Source organism: Ancylobacter sp. FA202, assembly GCF_000380205.1.
Lineage (GTDB): Bacteria > Pseudomonadota > Alphaproteobacteria > Rhizobiales > Xanthobacteraceae > Ancylobacter.
The window spans coordinates 1644938-1667084 of the sequence record NZ_KB904818.1; the positions used below are offsets into that span (position 1 = coordinate 1644938).

The 22147-nt window shown below is 70.2% G+C and carries 18 protein-coding genes; 12 read left to right on the forward strand and 6 right to left on the reverse strand.

What is annotated here, in order from left to right; all coding sequences use genetic code 11:
• A complete protein-coding gene (locus A3M1_RS0107480; RefSeq protein WP_018388337.1) occupies window positions 1–1047 on the forward strand; it encodes a glycosyltransferase family 4 protein in 1047 nt (348 codons plus the stop codon).
• Window positions 1044–1880, forward strand: coding sequence for a class I SAM-dependent methyltransferase (locus A3M1_RS0107485; protein ID WP_018388338.1), 837 nt, complete (start codon window positions 1044–1046; stop codon window positions 1878–1880). Before A3M1_RS0107480 ends, A3M1_RS0107485 begins: the two co-directional genes overlap by 4 nt.
• Before the next feature lie 20 nt (window positions 1881–1900).
• On the opposite strand, the gene A3M1_RS0107490 is transcribed toward A3M1_RS0107485, so the two are convergent.
• Entirely contained in the window at window positions 1901–2467 is a 567-nt protein-coding gene (locus A3M1_RS0107490; protein ID WP_018388339.1) for a cytochrome b, read from the reverse strand.
• Window positions 2454–3203: a dihydrofolate reductase family protein gene (locus A3M1_RS0107495; RefSeq protein ID WP_018388340.1), complete on the reverse strand. Its 750-nt coding sequence runs from the start codon at window positions 3201–3203 to the stop codon at window positions 2454–2456. The genes A3M1_RS0107490 and A3M1_RS0107495 overlap by 14 nt, the downstream gene beginning before the upstream one ends.
• 109 nt (window positions 3204–3312) lie before the next feature.
• Between A3M1_RS0107495 and ribA the strand changes: the two genes are divergently transcribed.
• The 9 genes from ribA to A3M1_RS0107540 all read left to right on the forward strand — a co-directional run bounded on the left by ribA (window position 3313) and on the right by A3M1_RS0107540 (window position 13114).
• Complete coding sequence (gene ribA, locus A3M1_RS0107500; RefSeq protein ID WP_018388341.1) at window positions 3313–4467, forward strand: GTP cyclohydrolase II RibA; 1155 nt, start codon at window positions 3313–3315, stop codon at window positions 4465–4467.
• Window positions 4468–4649: 182 nt separating this feature from the next.
• Complete coding sequence (locus A3M1_RS0107505) at window positions 4650–5354, forward strand: FCD domain-containing protein (protein ID WP_018388342.1); 705 nt, start codon at window positions 4650–4652, stop codon at window positions 5352–5354.
• A gap of 113 nt (window positions 5355–5467) precedes the next feature.
• On the forward strand, window positions 5468–6424 hold the full coding sequence (locus tag A3M1_RS0107510; protein ID WP_018388343.1) for a tripartite tricarboxylate transporter substrate binding protein: 957 nt from the start codon (window positions 5468–5470) through the stop codon (window positions 6422–6424).
• A 145-nt stretch (window positions 6425–6569) separates the two neighbouring features.
• Window positions 6570–7058, forward strand: coding sequence for a tripartite tricarboxylate transporter TctB family protein (locus A3M1_RS0107515; RefSeq protein WP_018388344.1), 489 nt, complete (start codon window positions 6570–6572; stop codon window positions 7056–7058).
• Window positions 7046–8551 carry a tripartite tricarboxylate transporter permease gene (locus A3M1_RS0107520; protein ID WP_245261604.1) on the forward strand — a complete coding sequence of 502 codons (1506 nt, stop codon included), beginning with the start codon at window positions 7046–7048 and terminating at the stop codon, window positions 8549–8551. The genes A3M1_RS0107515 and A3M1_RS0107520 overlap by 13 nt, the downstream gene beginning before the upstream one ends.
• The gene (locus tag A3M1_RS0107525; protein ID WP_018388346.1) at window positions 8548–9918 is read left to right on the forward strand and encodes an MmgE/PrpD family protein; all 1371 of its coding nucleotides are present in this window, start codon (window positions 8548–8550) and stop codon (window positions 9916–9918) included. Before A3M1_RS0107520 ends, A3M1_RS0107525 begins: the two co-directional genes overlap by 4 nt.
• Window positions 9915–10682: an SDR family NAD(P)-dependent oxidoreductase gene (locus A3M1_RS0107530; RefSeq protein WP_018388347.1), complete on the forward strand. Its 768-nt coding sequence runs from the start codon at window positions 9915–9917 to the stop codon at window positions 10680–10682. The genes A3M1_RS0107525 and A3M1_RS0107530 overlap by 4 nt, the downstream gene beginning before the upstream one ends.
• 38 nt (window positions 10683–10720) lie before the next feature.
• On the forward strand, window positions 10721–11476 hold the full coding sequence (locus A3M1_RS0107535) for a sulfite exporter TauE/SafE family protein (protein WP_018388348.1): 756 nt from the start codon (window positions 10721–10723) through the stop codon (window positions 11474–11476).
• A 114-nt stretch (window positions 11477–11590) separates the two neighbouring features.
• Entirely contained in the window at window positions 11591–13114 is a 1524-nt protein-coding gene (locus A3M1_RS0107540; RefSeq protein WP_018388349.1) for an MFS transporter, read from the forward strand.
• A gap of 16 nt (window positions 13115–13130) precedes the next feature.
• Here A3M1_RS0107540 and argE read toward each other — a convergent pair whose 3' ends face one another.
• Window positions 13131–14285, reverse strand: coding sequence for an acetylornithine deacetylase (argE, locus tag A3M1_RS0107545; RefSeq protein ID WP_018388350.1), 1155 nt, complete (start codon window positions 14283–14285; stop codon window positions 13131–13133).
• 216 nt (window positions 14286–14501) lie between these two features.
• On the opposite strand from argE, the gene A3M1_RS0107550 reads away from it, so the two are divergent.
• Window positions 14502–15752, forward strand: coding sequence for a Zn-dependent hydrolase (locus A3M1_RS0107550; protein WP_018388351.1), 1251 nt, complete (start codon window positions 14502–14504; stop codon window positions 15750–15752).
• Between the two features lie 144 nt (window positions 15753–15896).
• Here the strand turns inward: A3M1_RS0107550 and A3M1_RS0107555 are convergent, their stop codons facing one another.
• The 3 genes from A3M1_RS0107555 to A3M1_RS0107565 form a co-directional block, all read right to left on the reverse strand.
• A complete protein-coding gene (locus A3M1_RS0107555; RefSeq protein ID WP_018388352.1) occupies window positions 15897–16619 on the reverse strand; it encodes an ROK family protein in 723 nt (240 codons plus the stop codon).
• A 13-nt stretch (window positions 16620–16632) separates the two neighbouring features.
• Complete coding sequence (locus tag A3M1_RS0107560) at window positions 16633–19131, reverse strand: glucan 1,4-alpha-glucosidase (protein WP_018388353.1); 2499 nt, start codon at window positions 19129–19131, stop codon at window positions 16633–16635.
• Window positions 19132–19288: 157 nt separating this feature from the next.
• Window positions 19289–22090 (reverse strand): autotransporter domain-containing protein, encoded by a 2802-nt coding sequence (locus A3M1_RS0107565; RefSeq protein ID WP_245261605.1) that lies wholly within the window; start codon window positions 22088–22090, stop codon window positions 19289–19291.
• Window positions 22091–22147 lie beyond the last annotated feature (57 nt).

Here is a 22147-nt window from a genome sequence, read left to right on the forward strand (position 1 = left end):
GTGACCGACTTCGCCTTCGCCATTCCCGGCGACATCGGCCTCCCCACCGGCGGCTATGCCTATGACCGCCGGGTGATCGAGGAGGCGCCGCGCGCCGGTGGCAGGCTCAGACATGTCGCGCTGCCCGCCGGCTTCCCCTTCCCCTCCCCGGCGGAGCTGGAGGCGAGCGCGGCGATCTTGCACGCGCGGCCGCCCGGCCAGACGGTGCTGATCGACGGGCTCGCGCTCGGCGCGCTGCCGGCGCCGCTGCTGCGCGGGCTGGAGCGGCCGCTGGCGGCGCTGGTGCATCACCCGCTGGCGCTGGAGAGCGGGCTGAATGAGGCCCAGCGGGCGCAGCTTTTCGCCAGCGAGACGGCGGCGCTGGCGGAAGTGGCGGCGGTGATCGCTACCAGCCCCGCCACCGCCCGGCTGCTGGCGCAGGACTATGGCGTGCCCGCCGCGCGGCTGAGCGTCGCTTTGCCCGGCACCGACCCCTGCCCGCGCGCCACCGGCACCGGCCGGCCGCTGCGGCTGCTCGCCGTGGGGTCGGTGATCCCGCGCAAGGCGCATGGCGTGCTGGTCGACGCGCTGGCCGAACTGCGCGCCCAGGACTGGACCTGCCACATCGTCGGCGCCACCGATCGCGACCCCGGCGAGACCGCGCGGGTCGAGGCGCGCATCGCCGCCCATGGGCTGGACGCGCGCATCCGCCTCTCCGGCGCGCTGTCGCCCGAACGCCTGGCCGGCGAATTCGCCGCCGCCGACCTCTTCGTCACCGCCTCGCTGTTCGAGGGCTATGGCATGGGGCTGACCGAGGCGCTGGCGCACGGCCTGCCTGTTGTCGCCACCCGCGCCGGGGCGATTCCCGACACCGTGCCGGCTGAGGCCGCGCTGCTGGCGGAGCCGGGCGACGCTTTGAGCCTCGCCGCCGCGCTGCGACGGCTGCTTGACGCACCGGAACAACGCTGTCGTCTGGCGGACGCGGCGTGGCACTATGGTCAATCCCTGCCAACATGGACGCAGACTGCGGCGACGCTTCTCGCCGCCCTGAAGGAGATGCCCCGATGAGCGGTTTTGCCGCCGACTGGCTCGCCCTGCGCGAGCCGGTGGACCACGCTTCCCGCAACCCCGTGCAGGCGGCGCGGATGCGGGCGCATTTCGCCGGCCGCGACACGCTCACCATCGTCGATCTCGGCTGCGGCACCGGCTCGAATCTGCGCGGCCTCGCCGGCGACCTGCCGCCCCGCCAGCATTGGCACCTGATCGATGGCGACCCGGCGCTGCTGGAGCGCGCCCACATCGACCTCGCCGCCTGGGCCGAGACGGCGCGGCCACGCGGCGATGGTCTTGAGCTGCACCGGGACGGGCGGGTGATCGAGGTGAGCTTCGAGCAGGCCGACCTCACCGTGCGCGACCTCGATTTCAGCGATGTCGGGGCGGAACTCGTGACCGCCGCCGCGCTGTTCGACCTCGTCTCCGAGGACTGGCTGGAGCGCCTCGTCGCCCGGTTGGCGACGCGAAAACTGCCGCTCTATGCGGTGCTGAACTATGATGGCGAGGCCGAGTGGCAGCCCGCCGAGCCGCTGGACGGGCGGGTGATCGCCGCCTTCAACCGCCACCAGCGCGGCGACAAGGGATTCGGGCCGGCGCTGGGCCCGGCCTCAAGCGAGGCCCTGGCGCAGTTACTGCGCCAGCACGGCTATAAATACGGCGCCGGCACCAGCCCGTGGGTGCTGGGCCCGGCCCATGCCGCCCTCATCGGCGCGCTGACCGACGGCTTCGCGCAGGCGGCCGGGCAGATCGAGCCGGCGCGGCAGGCGGAATTCGCCAGCTGGGCGCGGGTGCGGGCGGCGGCGGAGCGGGTGAGAATTGGCCATCGCGACATTTTCGGCCATGCCTGAGCCGCGTGGATCGCGGCGCCTCAGAAGGGCGGCCACATCCGCGCCATCACCCCGTCGCGCTTGAGGAAGCGGTGGTAGAGCGCGGCGGCGATGTGCACGAGCGCCAGCACGCCGAGAATCTGCGCCAGCAGCCCGTGCAGGCCGAGAAGGCGCTTGGCCAGTGCCTCGTCCGGCGATAGCAGCGCCGGAAGATCGAACAGGCCGAACACGTTGAGCGCGGGATAGGCCGAGACCCCGGCCCAGCCGAGCAGCGGCACGACCAGCAGCAGCGCATAGAGCGCGGCATGCACGGTGACGGAGGCCACGCGCTCGAACCGGGTGAGCGTCGCCGCTGGCGGCGGGGCGCCGCGCAGCCGCACCAGCATCCGCAGCACGATCAGCCACAGCGCGAGGAAGCCGACGAATTTGTGCAGGCTGTAGAGCGCGCCGGTCAGCGCGTCGAAGCCGGTCGCCTCGCCGCGCGACACCATATAGAGCCCGAGCGGAATGAGGCCGAGCACGACGAGCGCCACCAGCCAGTGCAGGGCGCGGGCGGTGTGGCCGTAACGGGCGGGCGCGGGCGGCACGTTCCGATCAGAAGCCGACATGCGTCCCTCCCCCGCCGGTCCGGCGCAGGTCACAGTCGCAGAGAATATTTCCGTCGTCGAGCAGATAGGTATCGACGCGCGGACGCAGCGCGCCTTCCAGCCCGTCGATCGGCTTGAGCGCGAGGCCGGGGCGGCCGGAACCGAGAATGATCGGCGCCACGCAGACATGCAGCCGGTCGACCAGCCCGGCATCGATGAAGCGCGAGACCGTCGACGCCCCGCCCTCGATGAGGATGGTGCGGTGGCCGCGCGCGACCAGCGCGGCGATGAGCCTAGACGGCTCGAAGATATCGGCCTCGCCCTCGGGGCCGATACAATCGACTTCGTCGGGCCATCCAGCGCCATCGCGGGTGAACACAATCCTGTGACAGCCATCGGCCTCCAGCCATTTGGCGTCGCGCGGCGAGCGGCCGGTGCGGTCGATCACGGCGCGCGCCGGGCTGCGGCCGGGAACGCGGCGGGTGGTAAGCCGGGGGTCGTCCGCCACCACCGTGCCGACACCGACCACCACGACATCGGCCAGCGCGCGCAGCCGGTGCAAATGGTCGAGGCCGCACAGGCCATTGATATCGCGAGATTTTCCGGTCGGTGTCGCGATCCGCCCATCCAGCGACTGGCCGATCTGGGCGACGATGAAGGGCGCCGTGCGCGGCCGAAGGATCGGTTCATAAAGCGCGGCCAGCGGATCGATCGGTGTTTCGCGACGATTCAAGGAAGCCCTCCGCAGCTTGGACATGGTCACTCTCGTTCGGCGCGAGGGCACTGGCGGCATTGGTCCGTGCGCGCCCTACATCCGTAACCACTACGTGCGAGATGCGGAAATGGTGCAGCGGAAGAGGCTTCAAATGATCACTAGCGCGGCGGGCGAAGGCACGATTGCGAGCCTCTTCGGCGATGCCTCCCTCACCGAGGCGGAGCGCGCTATCGCCGAGATGCGCGCCGGGCGGCCGGTCATTCTCGCGCAGGCGGGCCGCCTTTTCCTGGTGGCCAGCGCCGAATTCGCCGATGCCGGGCGGCTGGCGGCGCTGGATGCACTGGCCGGCGGCGCGCTGCAGCTGGTGCTGACGCCGGCGCGCCTGCGCGCCCTCGGCCGGCCGGAATGGGCGCAGCCCATGGCGATCCCGGCCTCGAGCCTCGGCAGCGAACGGGTGCAGGCGCTGATCGCGCAGGATGTGAGCGTGCAGGCGGGAATGGAGCTGCGCGAGGCGCTGGTCGAACCCGACCTGGCGGCCGCGGCGGCGCTGCAGCTCGCCACCCTCGCCTTGATGCTGCCCGCCGTGCTGATGGGCCCGCTCGCCCCGGCGGGGCTGACCCTGCCGGCGCTGACCGTGCGGGCCGAGGCGATCACCGGCTTTGGCGAGGACCGCGCGACGCGGGTGGAAATCGTCTCGCGCGCCCCGGTGCCGCTGCTCACCGCGCGCAATTGCGAGTTCGTGGTGTTTCGCGGCGGCGAGGGCATGCGCGAACAGGTGGCCGTCATCGTCGGCACGCCCGATCCGGCGCGGCCGGTGCTGGTGCGGCTGCATTCGGCCTGCCTGACCGGCGACCTGTTCGGCTCGCTGCGCTGCGACTGCGGCGACCAGCTGCGCTCCACCCTCGCCTCGATGGCGAAGGCCGGCGGCGGGGTGCTGCTCTATCTCGACCAGGAAGGGCGGGGCAACGGCATCGCCAACAAGATGCGCGCCTATCGCCTGCAGAGCGACGGGCTCGACACCTATGAGGCGGACGAGACGCTCGGCTTCGATCTGGACGGCCGCCGCTTCGACTTCGCCGCCGCCATGCTGCGCCAGCTCGGCTACACCAGGGTGATCCTGATGACCAACAACCCGGAAAAGATCGCCGCGCTCACCCGCGCGGGGCTGCAGGTCTCCGGCGTCGAGCGCGCCCATGGCCGGCGCGGGGCCGACAATATCCGCTACCTCGCCGCCAAGCGCGACCGGGCCGGCCATTTCCTCGATCTCGACGCGCTCGACCACCACGCGCCGCCCTCCTGCGGCTGAAGCGCCGCCCTCGCTTTGCTTCGCGTTCCCCAGGCCTTCATGCCTCGAAGGCCCGCCTCAACCCCGGCTCCCCCGAGCCGGGGTTTTTCTTTGCCGGCCCGGCCGCCGGGCAGCGTCCTGTCGAATGCACTATGACGACATTAAATTGTTGACACTTTACACTCGCGGCGTAGTCTCTCGCTATGTCCTCCTCCTCCGCCGCCCATGATGTCAGCTTCCTCCGCCTCACCTCGCTGCCCATGCTGCTGGAGCGCGAGATCGAGAGCATGATTCTCGATGGCCGGCTCAGCATTGGCGGCCGGATCAACGAGAACCAGCTCGCCGCCACCTTCGGCGTCAGCCGGGGCCCGGTGCGCGAGGCGCTGCGCTCGCTGGAGGCGCTGGGCCTTGTCGAGCTGCTGCCCAATCGCGGCGTGTTCATCCGCAGCCTGGATATCGCGCAGGTGGTCGAGATGTATGGCGTGCGCGCGGCTTTGTTCGGCTATGCCGCGCAGCTTCTCGCCAGCCGCTCGGATGCCGGCGAGCTCGCCCGGCTGCGCACCCTGCTCGACGAGATGACGCAAGCGGCGCAGGCGCATGATTTCGACCGCTACTACCCGCTCAACTTCGCCTTTCACGACTTCATCGTCGAGCAGGCCGGCAATGGCGTGCTCACCGCGCAATATCGCGGGCTGGTGAAGCAGCTGCGGCTCTACCGTGCCGGCAATTTGATGACCGGCAACACGCTGGAGCTTTCGAACGAGGAGCATGCCCGCATCGTCGCGGCGATCGAGCAACGCGACCCCATAGCCGCCTACCAGACCAGCTTCGACCATGTCGAGCGCGGCAAGGAGCGGCTTCTGGCCCGCTCCGTGTCGCTCGCCCGGGCCGAGGAACGCCGCGCCTGAGAGCCGGCGACGCGCCGCTCCCGCGCCAAGGGGACGCCGCGTGCCGCCAGACCGTCACACACTCATCGGGAGACCGCCCGGCAGAGGCGGCCCCGCACCCTAGGAGGAAGTCCATGCGAAAGACCCTGACCGGCCTTCTGGCCGTACTCGCCCTGGGACTCGGCACGCTGAGCCTCAACGCCGAACCGCTCGCCTACCCGCACAAGGTCGTCACCCTCGTCACCCATTCCAGCCCCGGTGGCGGCAGCGACGTGTTCCTGCGCGAGCTGACCAAATATCTCGGCAAATATATCGGCGCGACCTTCATCGTCGAGAATGTGCAGGGCGGCAGCGGTGCCAAGGCGGTGGCGCGCGTGGCCGCCGCGCCGGCCGATGGCAGCGTGTTCTACGCCACCACCCCGACCTACATCTATACCTCGCTGCTCTCCAAGCCCTCCGCCACCTACAAGGACCTGGAGCCGCTGGTGAATCTGTTCGCCGACAGCGAGGTGATCTACACCCGCACCGACGGCCCGTTCAACACGCTGCAGGACGTGATCGACAAGGCCAAGAAGGAGCGCGGCCGCTGGGGCGCCGCCAACCCGGCCTCGCTGGAGCGGCAGGCCGCCGAACAGCTCAAGCGCGCCGCCGGCGTCAACGCCGCCATCGTCACCCATGAGGGCGGCGGCGACATGATGCTCAACGTGATGAACGGCACGCTCGACATCGGCATCGGCGAAATCCAGGAACTGCGCTCGCAGCTTGCCGCCGGCAAGATCCGCCTGCTCGCCACCTTCAATCCCGAGCGCATCCCCGAGAAGCCCGAGGTTCCCACCGTCAAGGAAAGCGGCTTCGACGTGACGCTGGTGAAGTTCCGCGGCCTCGCCGGCCCCAAGGGGCTGCCGGACAATGTCACCAAGGTGTGGGACGAGGCGATCAAGAACGTGCTCGCCGACCCCGACTATCAGAAGCGCTACACCGAAGAAGTGCTGGTGCCGAACTACATCCCGCACGCGCAGTACCAGGCCTTCATCACCAATTTCGCCGACACGACAGAGGCGTTCCTGAAGGAAACCGGCGCGGTGAAGTAACCGACCGCCGCCCTCCCCTGCGGCGCCGGCGAAGCCCCCGGCGCCGTGACCGGGAAGCCGCGCCGGCGTCACCCCTTGCCGCAACGCCCGCCCCGCACCTCGCGCGGGCCGGCGCCGTGCCCCCTCCGCCCCCGAGGAACGCACCATGAAACGGGATTTCCTGAGCGGCGGCGTGCTCATCGCCCTCGCCGCCGCCTATTACATCGCCACCGGCTCGATCGCCGAGAGCACGCTGTCGGACGAGATCGGCGCCACCGGCCTGCCCCGGCTGCTGGCCATGCTGCTCGCCTTCATCGGACTGGCGCTGATCGCTCGCACCGCCTTTGTCGCCCTCGCCGCCCGCCGCGCCAACGTCCCGCAGGCCGCGGCAGACGAAGAGGAAGGCGCGCCGCTGCCGCGCGCCATCGGCCTGCTGCTGATCGGCGGCGCCTATGTCGTGCTGCTGCCCTTCATCGGCTACTTCCTCGCCGTCGCTTTGCTGATCGCCGGCGTGGCGCTCTATGAGGGCGCCGCCCGCAGCTGGGTGTTGCCGACCGCCGCGCTGGGCGGGGCGACGCTCTACTGGGCGATCTTCGTCAAGCTGCTCGGCGTGCACCAGCCGGCCGGCTCCCTCTTTCAGGGATGGCTCTCGTGACCACGTTCTGGGACATCCTGCATCTTCTCACCGCCACGCCGCTGGTGCCGGTCGCCATCATGGGGCTGACCTGGGGCATTCTCGGTGGCGCGCTGCCGGGCATCTCGGCCTCGATCACCATGGCGCTGGTGCTGCCCTTCACCTACACGATGGACCCGGCGATGGCGATCGCGCTGCTCGCCTGCGTCTATATCGGCGCGGAATATGGCGGCTCGATCCCCGCCATTCTGATCCGCACCCCCGGCACCAATTCCTCCGCCGCGACCGTCATTGACGGCTATGAGCTGAACCGCCAGGGGCGGGCCGGCGAGGCGCTCGGCATCTCGCTGATGTCGGGCGTGGTGGGCAGCCTGTTCGGCCTCGCCATGCTGGCGCTGCTGACCGAGCCGCTGTCCTGGCTGGCGCTGGCGTTCCGGCCGACCTCCTATTTCGCCCTCGGCATACTCGGCCTCAGCGTCATCGCCTCGATGGGCGGGGATTCGCTGCTCAAGGGCCTCGCCTCGGCGGTGGTCGGGCTGATGATCGCCACCGTCGGCACCGACCCAATCTCCGGCGTCACCCGCTTCACCTTCGACGTCGCGGACCTGCTCAGCGGCGTCGAGCCTGTGGTGGTGATGGTCGGCCTGTTCGCGCTGACCGAGCTGATGAGCCAGTCCGGCTCCACCACCGTTACCCAGCTCGGCGGCTCGATCCGCATCCGCCTGCCGGGCTGGGCGATGATGCGCAAGCTGCGGCGCTCGCAGGCGATCGGCTGCTTCCTCGGCCTGTTCGAGGGGCTGACGCCGGGCGGGGGCGGCTCGGTCGCCGCCTTCATGTCCTATAATGAGGCGCGGCGCTGGTCGAAGACGCCGGAAAAATTCGGCAAGGGCTCGGAAGAGGGCATCGCCGCGCCCGAGGCCGCCAACAACACCGTGGCCTCCACCGCGCTGATCCCGCTGCTGAGCTTCGGCATTCCGAGTTCCAACTCCACCGCCGTGCTGCTGGGCGGCCTGCTGATGCACGGGCTGCTGCCGGGCCCGCGCCTGTTCGAGCAGAACCCGCAGGTGATCGACAGCCTCTATGTCGGCTCGCTCATCGCCATCATCGCCCAGATCGGCGTCGGCGTGCTGATCCTGCCGGCCTGCGTGTGGCTGGTGAACCGGCCGCGCCCCTACCGCGCCGGGTTCATTCTCGCGCTGATCCTGTCGGGCCTGTTCACCCTCAACAACAGCCCGTTCGATCTCGGCCTCGCTCTGGCGCTTGGGCTGATGGGCTATCTGATGCGGCTGGCCCGCTTCCCGGTGCTGCCGATGATCCTCGGCGTCGTGCTCGGCCACATGGTGGAATCGAGCTATCGCCGCTCGCTGGTGCTCTCGGGCGGCGACTTCCACATCTTCGTCGAGGACCCGATCGCCGTCGGCCTGCTCGGCGCCGCCTTGTTCTTCATCGTCTTCTCGCTGGCCCGCGAATACCGCGACGCGCGCCGGACCCAGATGCAGGAAACCCATTTGTGAACCAGCACCGCGCGATCTCAGAGGAAACCGTCGCCGGCCGGCTGGCCAGCTTTGCCGCCAGCGCCGCGCCCCCGCCGGCCGCCGAGGCGGTGAGCCGGCGCCTGCTGCTCGACATTTGCGGCCTCGCCTTCGCCGCCCGGCACGAGCCCTATACCAGCGCCGCGCTCGCCAGCGCCGCCGGCACGGGGCCCTGCACCGCCATTGGCCATGCCCACGGGCTGAACCTCTACGACGCCGCGCTGGTCAACGGCACGGCGGCGCATGGCGAGGATTATGACGACACCTTCGAGGGCGGGCCGGTGCATGCCGGCGTGGTGGTGGTGCCGGCCGCGCTCGCCCTCGCCCAGCATCGCGGGCTCGACGGCGCGGCTGTCATGCGCGCCATCGCCATCGGCGCGGAATTGATGAGCCGGCTCAGCCTCGTCGCGCCGCAGGCGATCCACAAGGCCGGCTTCCACCCGACGGCGGTGATCGGCTCCATGGCGGCGGCCGCCGCCGCAGGCACCACCATCGGGCTCGACCGCGCCCGGCTCGCCAACGCGCTGGGGATCGCCGGCAGCCTCGCTTCCGGCATCATCGAATATCTCGCCGACGGCTCCTGGACCAAGCGGCTGCACCCCGGCGCAGCGGCGCAGGCGGGGCTGCGCGCGGCGCTGCTGGCGGAGGGCGGCTTTGTCGGGCCGGCCAGCGTTTTCGAGGGCGACCACGGCTTCTTCCGCGCCTTCGCCCCCTCGAAGACGGCGAATTTCGCCCCGCTGCTGGACGGGCTGGGCGAGGACTGGATCATGCCGACCATCGCCTTCAAGCCCTATGCCTGCGGAACCATGACCCAGCCCTTCATCGACTGCGCCATCGCGCTGGCCCGGCAGGGCGTGCGCGCCGAGGAGATCGTCAGCCTCACCTGCAAGGCGGGCGAGGGCACAGTGCACCGGCTGTGGGAGCCGCTCGCCGCCAAGCAGGCGGTGCCGAACGGCTATGCCGGCAAATTCTCCACCCCCTTCTGCATGGCGGTCGGCTTTCTCGACGGGGCGGCCGGGCTGGTGCAGTTCACCGACGCGCAGACACGGCGTCCGGATGTGCGGGCCTTCGCGGCGAAGATTTCCTATGAGATCGACCCAGCGGATGAGTATCCAAGCAACTTCACCGGCCATCTGCGGGCGACGCTGACCGACGGCTCGGTGATCGAAATCCGCCAGCCGCATATGCGCGGAGGCGCGCGCGAGCCGCTTTCCGATGCCGAGCTGGTGGCCAAGTTCAACGCCAATGTGGCCTTTGGCGGCGGCGACGCGGCAACGGCGGAAGCGCTCTTTGCGGCGATCGACGCGATCGCCGCCGGCGGGAAGGTAGCGCTGGGAGAGAGCGCATGAACACACCCCATACGGACAGCCCCTCACGCCCCGTGGCCATCGTCACCGGCGGCTCGCGCAATATCGGCCGCGCCATTGCCCATGCGCTGGGGGCGGCGGGCATGGCGGTGGTCATCGTCGCCCGCTCGGACCGCGACGCCGCAGAACAGGTGGTGCATGAGTTGGAAGCGCTGGGCACGCCGGCGACGTCGGTGCTGGCCGATGTCTCCCGCGAAGCCTCCGCCGATCTCATCGTCGCCCATGCGCTGGAGCGCTTCGGCCGGCTCGATGTGCTCGTCAACAACGCCGCCATCCGCCGCGAGAAGCCGGTGGAGGCGATGAGTCTGGCGGAATGGCGGGAGATCACCGGCATCTGCCTCGACGGCGCCTTCCTGCTCTGCCGCGCCGCGATCCCGCATCTGGCGGAATCGCCGGCCGGCGCCATCATCAATATTGGCGGCCTCACCGCCTATACCGGCGCCCCGAACCGCGCCCATGTGGTCGCCGCCAAGGCGGGGCTGGACGGGCTGACCAAGGCGCTGGCGGTGGAGCTGGCGCCGCGCGGCATCACGGTGAATCTCGTCTCGCCCGGCCGCATCGGCACCGACCGCAGCCACGCCTCGGCCGAGAAGAACCCGGCCCACCATGCCCGCAACCAGACCCTGCTGGGGCGGGAGGGCACGGCGGAGGAAGTCGCGGCGATGGTCGCCTATCTCGCCGGCCCGGCCGCCCGCTTCCTCACCGGCCAGACCGTCCACGTCAATGGCGGCGCGTTTTTGCCCTAGCGGGAAGGCCTCCTCCTACCCAGAAGACGGGAGCCGCCATGTTCGGTGATGTGAGCCTGTGGCACTACGTGCTGGTGGCCGGCGTCGCCTTCCTCGCCGGTGTCGCCGGCGGGGTCACCGGCTATGGGCCCGGCCTGCTGATGCCGCCCATCCTGTTGCCGATCATCGGCGCGCAGGCGGTGGTGCCTGTCATCGCCGTCTCCGCCATGCTGTCCAATGCCAGCCGGCTCTATGCCTTCCGCCGCGCTTTCGATCCGCGCCGGGCCATGCTCATTGTTGCCGTGGCGCTGCCGACCTCGGCGCTGGGGGCCTATGGCTATACAAGCCTGTCGGGGGCTGGTGTGTCGATAGTGATCGGGGCGGTGCTGATGCTGGCCATCCCCGTCCGCCACGGGCTGGCCCGGCTCAAAGGTCATCTCGACGGGCCGGGGCTGATGGCGGCCGGCGCCGGCTTCGGGCTGCTGATGGGCGGCACCGCCGGCACCGGCGTGGTGCTGCTCTCCATCCTGCTGGCGGCGGGGCTGAACGGCGCGGCTGTTATCGCCACCGATGCCGGCATCTCGCTGGTGCTCGGCGTGGTGAAAGTGGGGGTGTTCCAGGCGGCCGGCGCGCTCCCCCTCGCCTCCTGGGTGATGGCGGTGCTGATTGGGCTGGCGGCGACGCCGGGCGTGTTCTTGGCCCGGCGGCTGGTCGGCACCCTGTCCGAGGGCGCCCATATCCGCGTTCTCGACGGCGTGGTGGTGATCGGCGGGCTGGTGCTCATCCTTCAGGGGCTGCGCGCGCTGATGATGTGATGTCCCGCCCGCCGCCAACAGGCGAACTGGCCGACCGGCCCGCAATCGGCTAATCAGGCCGGCCGCGCCGCCGGTGGCAACAGGCCGCCGTCGTCGCCGGGCAGGAAACACGACATGTACGCCGCCACATCCCCCGCCACACACCGGGCCAGCCCGCGCGACTGGCTGGCGCTCGCCGTCATCGCGGTGCCGTGCCTCGTCTATGCGATGGACCTGACGGTGCTCAATCTCGCCGTGCCGCATCTGGCGCTCGACCTCGCGCCCTCGGCGGCGCAGCTTTTGTGGATCATCGACATTTACGGCTTCATGGTCGCCGGCGCGCTGATGCTGATGGGCACGCTGGGCGACCGCATCGGCCGGCGCAAGCTGCTGCTGATCGGCGCGGCGGCCTTTGCGGTCGCCTCGGTGCTGGCGGCGATGGCGCGCAGCGCCGAACAGCTCATTCTCGCCCGCGCCTTGCTCGGCCTTGCCGGGGCGACGCTGGCGCCCTCGACGCTCTCGCTGATCCGCAACATCTTTCTCGACGATCGCGAGCGCACCTTCGCGATTGGCGTGTGGATCGCCTGCTTCTCGTCAGGCGCGGCGCTCGGCCCGCTGGTCGGCGGGGTGATCCTCACCTATTTCTGGTGGGGCGCGGTGTTCCTTGCCGCCGTGCCTGTCATGCTCCTCCTGCTCATTGCCGGGCCGTTGCTGCTGCCGGAGTTCCGCGACGAGAAAGCCGGCCGGCTCGACATTGTGAGCGCGCTGCAGTCCGTCACCGCCGTGCTGGCGCTGGTCTATGGCATGAAGCGCATCGCCGAGCATGGACCCGACCTGGAGGCCGGCGCGGCGCTGGCGCTGGGGCTTGTCGTGATCGGCTTCTTTGTCGCCCGGCAGAAGCGCCTCGCCGACCCGATGATCGACCTTGCTTTGTTCGCCCATCCCGGCATCGGCGCGGCGCTCGCGATCAACGTGCTGGCGATGATGGGGGTGATGGGCATCTTCGTGTTCATCTCGCAATATCTCCAGCTGGTGCTCGGCATGAGCCCGCTGGAGGCGGGGCTGTGGACCGCGCCTTCCGGCGTGTGCTTCGCCATCGGCTCAATGGCGACGCCGCGCCTGGTGCGCCGCTGGCGGGCGGTGGACGTGCTGTCGGTCGGGCTCGTCGCAGCGATATTCGGATTCCTGCTGCTGACACAGCTACGGGCGGAAGCCTCGCTGCCGGTGCTGATGGGCGCCATCGTGCTGATGTGCCTCGGCCTGTCGCCGGCCGGCACCATCACCACCGATCTGGTGATGCGCCTCGCGCCGCCCGAGCGCGCCGGCGCCGCCTCCGGCATTTCCGAGACCAGCTTCGAGTTCGGCGGCGCCATCGGCATCGCCTCGCTTGGCAGCCTGGTGGCGGGAAGCTACCGGCTGAGCATGGAAGGCGCCGCCCTGCCCGCCGGCATCCCGGCCACGCTGCTGGAGCCGGCGCAGCGCACGCTGGACGGCGCCGTCACCGCCGCCGCCAAACTGCCCGAGGCGCTGGCCACGCCGCTGCTGCAGGCGGCCCATGGCGCCTTCTCCCATGCGATCGACCTCGCGGCGCTGGCCTGCGTCGCCTCGGCCGTGCTGGCGCTGATCGTCGCCCGCACCCGGCTGACGCGGGTGCGGTAGGCGTCAGGCGCGTCGCTCAGGCGCTGATCTCGTCCACCAGCCGCGCCAGCATCACCTCGCAGCGGGCGAGCTGGTCGCGGCTGACATATTCGTCCGGCTTGTGGGCGTCGCGTATGTCGCCGGGCCCGCACACCACGGTGGGAATGCCGAGCTTTTCCCGGAACAGCCCGCCCTCGGTGCCGAAGGCGATCTTGCGCAGCGGGCCGGGGCCGTTGAGCCGGCGCAGCAGCGCCACCACCTCGGCCTCCGGCGGCGTCTCCAGCCCGGGATAGGCGTTGACGATGTCGATGGAAACGCCGGTGCCGGCAAAGCGGGCCTGCGCCGCCCGCGTCAGCGCCGCCGCCCTGTCGAACAGCCGGTCCATCAGAAAAGCGGGATCGTCAGTCGGCAAATTGCGGATCTCGAAATCCACCGTGCAGGCATTCGGCACGATGTTGAGCGCGGTGCCGCCCTGGATGGTGCCGGCATGCACGGTGGTGAAGGGCACGGCGTAAGCCGCGTCCTGCGGGCCGGCCGCAAGTTCGTCCTGCAGCGCCCGCATCTCGCCCACCATGTCGGCGGCGAGGTGGATGGCGTTCAGCCCTTCCGGCGCATGGCTGGAATGGCATTCCTGCCCCCGGCAGGTGAGGCGGGCGGCGAGCTTGCCCTTATGCGCGACCACGGTCTCCAGCATCGTCGGCTCGCCGATGATGCACAGCGCCGGCAGGTCGTCCGCGCCGATGAGGCGTTCGATCAGCCCGCGCACGCCGACGCAGCCGATCTCCTCGTCATAGCTGAAGGCCAGGTGCAGCGGCCGGGTGAGCCGGCGTGTCGCTGCCGCCTCCGCCGCCGCCAGCACGCAGGCGAGAAAGCCCTTCATGTCGCAGCTGCCGCGCCCGAGCAGATGGTCGCCGCGCTCGGTGAGGCGGAACGGGTCGGTGCTCCACGCCTGCCCCTCGACGGGGACCACATCGGTATGGCCGGACAGCAGCACCCCGCCGGCACCCGTTGGGCCGAGCACGGCGTGGAGATTGGCCTTGGTGCCGGCCGCGTTGTGCACCAGCGTCAGCCGGGCGCCGAGCGGCGCCAGCAGCGCGCTGATATAATCGATGAGCGTGAGATTGGACTCGCGGCTGATGGTGGGAAAGGCGATCAGCCGTTCCAGGATCTCGATCGGGCGGGAAGCGGTCATAAGCGGGCCGGCAGGGGGAGAACGGGGCGGCAGGATGACCGGCCGGGGCGCATTGGCAAACCATTAATTTGGCATGGTCTGGATCGGAAAAACTGAGGTTGGCGGCACAACCGTCGCGAAAACGGGCACGCAAAAATTCTAGCCACCGCTGCTTGGTGGAGCGACGCCGCGCCCCTAACATGCGCCGCCCAAAGGGACCTGACGGAGAGCGAGCGGATGAACCAGCAGACCGGCAATATGCGCGTCGATGGCGGGCGGCTATGGGGCAGCCTGATGGCGATGGCGCAGATCGGTCCCGGCATTGCCGGCGGCAATAACCGGCAGGCGCTGACCGATGCCGACCGCGAGGGGCGCCTGCTGTTCCAGCGCTGGTGCGAGGACGCCGGCCTCACCGTCGGCGTCGACGCCATGGGCTCGATGTTCGCCCGCCGCGAGGGGACCGAGGCCGACGCGCTGCCGATCCTCATCGGCTCGCATCTCGACACCCAGCCGACGGGGGGCAAATATGATGGCGTGCTCGGCGTGCTGGCGGCGCTGGAAGTGGTGCGCACCCTGAACGATCTCGGCATCCGCACCCGCCGGCCGGTGGAGGTGGTGAACTGGACCAATGAGGAAGGCTCGCGCTTTCCCCCCGCCATGATCGCCTCCGGCGTCTATGCCGGCGTGCACACGCTCGATTGGGCCTATGGCCGCACCGACGCGGCGGGCCTGCGCTTCGGCGACGAGCTGGAGCGCATCGGCTTCAAGGGCGAGGAGCCGGTGGGCCAGCGCAAGGGCCACGCCTATTTCGAGCTGCATATCGAGCAGGGGCCGATCCTGGAGGAGGAAGGGGTCGACATCGGCATCGTCACCCATGGCCAGGGGCTGCGCTGGGTAGAGGTGACGCTGACCGGGCGCGCGGCCCACACCGGCACCACGCCGATGGACCGGCGGCTGAACGCCAGCCTCGGCGCCGCCCGCATCATCGACCGCATCGAGGCGATCACCCGCGCCCATGGCGAGAGGGCAGTCGGCGCGGTGGGGCAGCTGGTCTTCGCGCCGAACTCGCGCAACATCCTGCCCGGCACGGTGGTATTCACCGCCGATCTGCGCCATCCCGATCTGGCGGCGCTCAACTCCATGGCGGAGCAGGTGAAGCAGGCGGCGCGCGAGGTGGCGGCCGATCTCGGCATCGGCATCGCGATCGAGGAAGTCGGCGCCTTCGACCCCACCACCTTCGACGAGGATCTGCTGGCGGGACTGCGCGGGGCGGCGGAGCGGCTGGGCTATTCGCACCGCGACATGGTGTCGGGCGCCGGGCACGATGCGTGCTGGGTGGCGAAGACCATGCCCTCCGCCATGATCTTCTGCCCCTGCGTCGACGGGCTCAGCCACAATGAGGCGGAGGAGATCACCCCGCAATGGGCCGGCGCCGGCACCGATGTGCTGCTGCAGGCCGTGCTGCAGGCGGCCGAGGTGGTGGAGTAGACGTTCCCCTCAGGCCCGGGCTTGACCCGGGCACCCAGCGGCCGGGCCTGCCGAGGCAAGGGTTCTGCGATCCGCCGCGCATGTGCGGAAAGGTTGGATCCCCGGGTCAAGCCCGGGGATGAGGGTGTGCGGACTGGTGGGCGCTCAGCCCTTGCGCCAGAGCGCGGCGCCGCCGGTGAGTCCGGCATCGTTTGAGGCCAGGCTGACATTGGCCGGCAGCTCGATCTCGACATGCTTGGCATTGCCGCCGCCGAGATAGAGATGGTCGTAATGCAGCAGCACGTAGAGCAGCTCGATCACCCGCTTCACATGGTGGTTCCAGTGCTTCTTGCCGTGCGCCTCATAGGCGGCGACGCCGAGATATTCGTCATAGGTCAGGTTGTCGTGCACGGGATGGTGCGCCAGCTCCATATGCGGCATCAGCTCGCCATCGCGGAACAGCGCCGTGCCGCAGCCGGTGCCGAGCGTCATCACCATTTCCAGCCCCTTGCCGGAGACGATGCCATAGCCCTGCATCTCGGCATCGTTGATCAGCCGGGCGGGGGCCTTGAGGCGCGCCGCCATCGCGTCGGCCAGCGCGAAGCCGGCCCAGAGCTCGGTGCCGAGATTGGGCGCGGTCAGCACCTTGCCCTCGCGCACCACGCCGGGGAAGCCGATGGCGATGCGGTCGAAGGCCGGGTGCTTGGCCGCCATGCCGGCATAGGCGTCGAGCAGCGCCTCCGGATGGCAGGGATGGGGCGTGTCCACCCGCTCGCGCTCGGAGATCATGGTGCCATGGTCGTCGATGACGGCGCATTTCAGACCGGTGCCGCCAATATCGACCGCGAGAATGCCCGCCGCGCCGGTGGCGGCCGTCGTATCTGTCATAGGGTTCATCCTCTCACTTCGACGCCTGCGCCGGCTCGGCCACCCGCCGGCTCACCTCATGATCGTCCTCGTCGGCGCTGGCATGGAACAGCGCGCCATCGCCATCGACGGTGACGACAAAATCCTCGCCCTCCCACGTTCCGGACTCGGTCCAGAAGAAGGTGAACCGCAGGTGCCGGCCATGCTGTTTGACGGTGGTCGGCAGGTCGGCGATGTGAAAGCCGAAGCCGGTGGGCCGCGTCGGCGTGTCCTGCGCCGTGGTCCAGCCGTCGAGCGACCAGTGGATCACCGCCGGCGCCGGCAGTTCCACCCGCAAGGCGAGGCCGGCGGGCACCGAGCGGAGCTTCTGGTTGAAGTGCCAGAGCCGGCGCGGCGAGGTCACCTTGTCGACGAGATAGCGCTGCACGGTTTGCGGCGGCGTGTCGAACACCTTGCCGTCACGCAGCGAGCGCATCAGCTTGATATGCTCGGAATGCGCCCAGACCAGCGGCATCGCGCTGCCCGAGGGGCGGCCCTTGAACAGCTCGCGCTCGGGAATGTCGTCCTGGTCCCACACCTGCTCGGGCAGCAGCCCACCGGGGCCGGCGCAGTCCTCCAGCGTGACCAGAAGCTGGCCGGCGCGCACCAGATTGCCGGCGGCGATCTCGTAATGGGCGCGCTCGCCGGTGAGCAGCGGCCAGGCCCGGCCGACGCCGGTGCCGTCGAAGGGCGAGCCATCCTCATGCTCGCCATAGCCGTCGCCATTGTAGCGGTACCAGACCGGGCCCTGCGGCAGCTCCACCTTGAGAATGGCATCGATCGCCTTGATGGTGGCGAGGATGCGCGGGTCGTCCGCCGCGCGCAGCCCGAAGCGCACCAGCGCGAGCGCGTCCGGCGAGATAAGCTGCGCCGCCGGCCGGTCGCTGTCACCCGGCGGACGGTTTTTCACCGGAACGAAGCCGTCGATCGGCGACGCGGCGTCGGCGGTTTCCGGCGGGGCGACGCGCACATAATAGCCCTCGACCCCGAGCTTATCCGCGAGGTCGGTGCCGGTGGCGAAGGTCCAGTGCTCGATCGAGTCGTTCCAGGCGTCGGCCTTTTCGCGCAGATACTGCGCCTCGTCCTTGCGGCCGAACAGCTCCATCATCTCGGCGGCGGCCAGAAGGGCGGAGATTTCCGCCGCCAGGGTGAAGGGCGAATAGCCGGCATCCTCCTCCCAGCGGTCCTGGCCGGTCACCGGGCCGTTGAGGACGATGAATCGCGCGGCGCGCTCGATCATGTCCATGTAGCCGTCGAGCTCGCCGCGCGCGAAATGGCCGCCGCGGCGGATCATGTCGGCAAGCAGGATGGGGAAGGCACACTCGTCCATCTGCACGCCGCCCCAATAGGGAACGCCGTCGAGCCAGACATTCTGCGACCAGTGACCGTCGGTTTCCTGAATGCTGCGGAGATAGCCGAGCACCGACTTGGCCTCGTCGGAGGCCCCCGCCGCCAGCAGGCCGCCGGCGTTCTCGACCAGATCGCGCGGCCAGACGAGGTGATAGCCGCCGAGATCCTCGTCGCCCTTGTTGAAGCCCCAGGGAATGGAGAGGCTGGCGATGATGGCGCCCGGCACGGAACTCGGCTGGTGGGTGGCCAGCACGATGGTGCTGGCGCGGTAGGCATTGATGTTGGAGCGGTTCTGCGGATGGTCGAGCGGCAGCAGCGTGCCCTGCCAGGCGCGCCAGCCCTGCACATAGGTGCGGCGCAGTTCCTCGAAGCCTTCCTGCAGGCTGGAAACGGTGCGGAACCCCGCCTCCTCCGGCCGGGCGCCGAAGCCGAGCGCGACCAGCATCTCGCCATTGCTGGCGGCAAGGTCAATCTCGGCGCTGAGCGCCACATTGCCGGATTCGGCGCGCTGGTAGCGTTCCTCCAGTTCGCCGGAGCGGGCGAGCTGCTGCCAGCCATCGGAGGTGCCGACATAGCCCACCGAGCGGGCCTTCCACGGCACCGAGCAGGCGAGCGCCAGCGACTGGCCATGCCGGCCGGAGGCGAACAGCATGGGCGTGCCCTTGTAGTCGCCGACCCAGCCGGTGTTGTCGGCGCCGGCATTGATGAGATGCGGCGCCAGCAGCGCGAACAGGCGGTAGTCGGAGATATCGCCGATCAGTGCCTCGAAGGTGATCTTCTGGATCAGCACTTCCCGGCGTGGATCGGTGAGGATCTGCTTCTGGATGCGCCAGCGCCCGTCATTGGCGGTGTTGAGCAGGTGATAGGCCGGCACGCCATGCTCCAGCACGCCGACTTCGTGCTCGGCGTCGCGCTTCTCCTCGGCGAAATAGCCGTCCGGGCCCGTGACGAGGAAGCCGAAATCGCGGGTGCAGGCGGTGTCGACGCGGGGGTAATAGATCTCGTTGAGGATGCCGTGGCTCAGCGTGAACCACAGCCGGCTCGCCGCCGTGCGAGCGGTGCCGACGCCCACCTTGGCGCTTGATGTCCAGCGCGCCGGGCCGCCGGGGCCGCCGGGCGGTGTGAGATCTCCATCCGTGCTCATCGTTTTCCCCACTCACACGCCCTTGAAAACGGGCGATCCTTGCCTTGGCGCGCCGGGACACCCCGGCGCACGCGCCTACCGTGCCCCACCGAGGAACCTGCGAGAGATTTCCGGTGCGGTCAATCGCGTATCGCTGCCGGGCCGAGGCGGGCGAGGGTCAGAAGCTGACCCGCACGCTGGCCTCAACGCCATTGTCGCGCCACCCCTCGCCGAACTGGCCGGTGTACTGCACGCCCAGATGCAGCCTGTCGCCGGCCTGCGCGGTCAGCCCCGCCTCCAGCAGCGCCGTATTCCGCGCCAGCGGCGCGCCTGTGGTGGTAAAGCCCGGCCCGCCGGCGAAACCGACGGCGAGCGCGGGCAATGCGTCGCCCCAAACATGCTGCCACGCGGCGGAGGCATCGAGGCGCAGGCGGAGAGACGCCTGTTCGCCCAGCGGCAGGGACAGCCGCGCGCCGAGCGTGCCAAAACTGGCGCTGGCGTCGAGCCCGGGCGAGGCCAACGCGGCGCTGCCGCCGGCCTCGCGGAAACCATCGCCCTCCAGCGCGACATAGGCGAGGCTGGCGAAGGGCTCCAGCGTCGCGGCGGGGAGCGCGAGCCCATAAGCGATCTCGCCGAAAATCTGGCCGGTGCCGGCGCTGATATCGGCGGTCAGGGTTTCGGCCAGCCCCGGCAGAACGAGGCTGCGGCGGGCAGAAACCTCGTTCCAGCCATAGGCGCCGCCAAGCCGCAGCGCGAGCGGGCCCCAGCTGCGCCCGCCATAGAGACCGAGCGTGTAGCTGTCGACGCCGTAGGAGGCGGCGAGCGCACCGGCCCCGATGGAGCTGTGGCTGTAGCCGCCGAACGCGCCGATCCGCCAGACATCGAGAAAAAGCCGGTCGAGGCCGGCGTGGAAGCCGCCAATGTCGCGCGACAGCCCGGCGCTGGCCGGGGTGGCGGCGCTATCGCCAAAGGCGCCGAAGCCCTGCAGCCAGAAATCGGTGCCGGTGCCGGGCGCGGGTTCGACGAGCCGGGTGCCGTCATCGGCGAAGCTCACCACCTGCGCCCGCCCCGCGCCCGCGCCGGCGGCCGTGCGCAGTCGGTCCAGCGCCGCCGCGCGGGCGAAGCGGCTGTCCTGCAGCAGAACGGTTTGCACAGACGCATAGCCCTCGCCGGAGAGCCGATCGAAGGCGCCGCGCGCCGCCGCGAGGCTTGGCAGCCACGCGGCGGAGGCGACCAGAGGATCGTCAGGGTCCATCCGATCAAGCGCCACGCCGACGGCGCGCTGGTTGGGGGTGGCGCCGGCGGAGGCGAAGGCGCGCGACTTCGCGACCCTGAGCGCCACGTCATTTTCGCCTGTGATCGCCGTGACCGTAGCGAAGGCAGAGGACGGACCCGCAAGGGTGGCGAACGCGCCCTCGATACCCTCGCCCGCCACCAGCACGGTGTAGCTGCCAAAGGGTGCGGGATCGAACAGGCCATAGGCGAGCGTGCCGTCGAGACGGGCAGTGCCGCTCACGTCAAGAAGGTCGGCGCCCGCCGCGCCGAGCCGCACATTCAGCCGCGCCGCTTCCCCCGCCGCATAATCGCCGGCGAGCGTGAGCGTGCCGAGCGCGCCAGCCGCGCCCGGCGCCAGCGTGCCGCCGGCCTGGACATAGCCCGAGGCCGCGCGGAGGGTTCCGGTGCCGGAGACGACGCCGCCAAATTGCAGCAGGCCGCCCGTCGCCAGCGTGCCGCCAATGGCGAGGCTTCCGCCGGCCAGCGCGGTGTCGAGCAGCACGTCCAGCTGCGTGCCGGCGGCAATGTCCAGCCGCGCCGCCGGATGCGCCAGGGTGAGGCGGTCGATGGTGGGCGAGAGGTCGAGGCGGATCTGCGCGGCGTTGGCAAGCGTCACCTCATAATAGCGGCCGAGCGTTCCATAGCCGGCGAAGTCGCCATCCGCATTGTCCGGCGTCTCGTGGCGGCCGAGCGTGTCGGTCCAGCGAGAGGCGTCGCTCCAGGCGAAGGCGCCGGCGGCGGCTGTCGTGGTGCGCAGCGGGTTGGCGGCGGCGAGCCAGTCGGCGTGGTCGGCGACGGCGCCGTAATTGGACGGTGAGCCGTAGGTGAACAGGTATTCGCCGGGCCTGTCTGGATCGGCAAAGCCGGCGGTGAAATTGACCCCGAGCTGGATCAACCCGCCGTCCGGGCCGATCATGAACAGGGGCCCGCCGCTGTCGCCGAAGGAGGTGCCGCCCTGCCAGGCAGGCACCGGGGCCTCGACGCCGAATTCATTGGGATCGTCCGGGCTCAGCGGGTTGCGAAACTGGACGGAGATCTGAAGGCGGCCGTCGGGCAACACCGTGACCTGCCCCAGCGTGCTGGTGACGGCGCGGCGCCGGTCGTCATAGCCGAGATCGTTCTCCGTCCCGGTGCCGATCTGGCCATAGCCGGCGAGGAAGACCACGTCGCCAAGGCCCGGCATCTGGTCCGGCGAGGTGGCGAGCGTCACCGGCGCGACGCCGGCGACCGGTTGCGCCAGCGAGATGAGGGCGACATCGCTGGACGAAAAGCCTTCCGGCACATAGGCGGGATTGACCGCGACGCCGCTGAGGGCGCGGTCGTTCGGGTTGGCGAGGGTCGAGTCCGGCGAGAAGCGGACCTCCACCTCATTGAACCAGCTGAGCACCGCGCCCGTCTCCGCGCTCAGCGCGCAATGGCCGGCGGTGAGCACGGTGCGCGAATTGATCAGCGTGCCGGTGCAGATCGACTGGCCGTCGATCGAGAGCGCGACGACATTGGCGAAGCGGTTTTCGCTGTCGTACCAGTTCTGCACGCCGCCCACGGCCGCGGCATCGACATCGTTGAGATAGATCGCGCCCGCCGGCGCGGCGGCGAGCAGCGGGCCGGCGGCCAGCGCGAGAACAGGGGCGAGGCGCCGTCCGGCACCCGGCCTGCGCGGGCGGCCACGCCGCGCCGTGGGACTGTTCGCCGCCGATCGCGTCACGCTCGCGCTCACCTCGCCTTTGCCCTCCTCCGCGCTGTACTTTCCCTTGCGATAGCC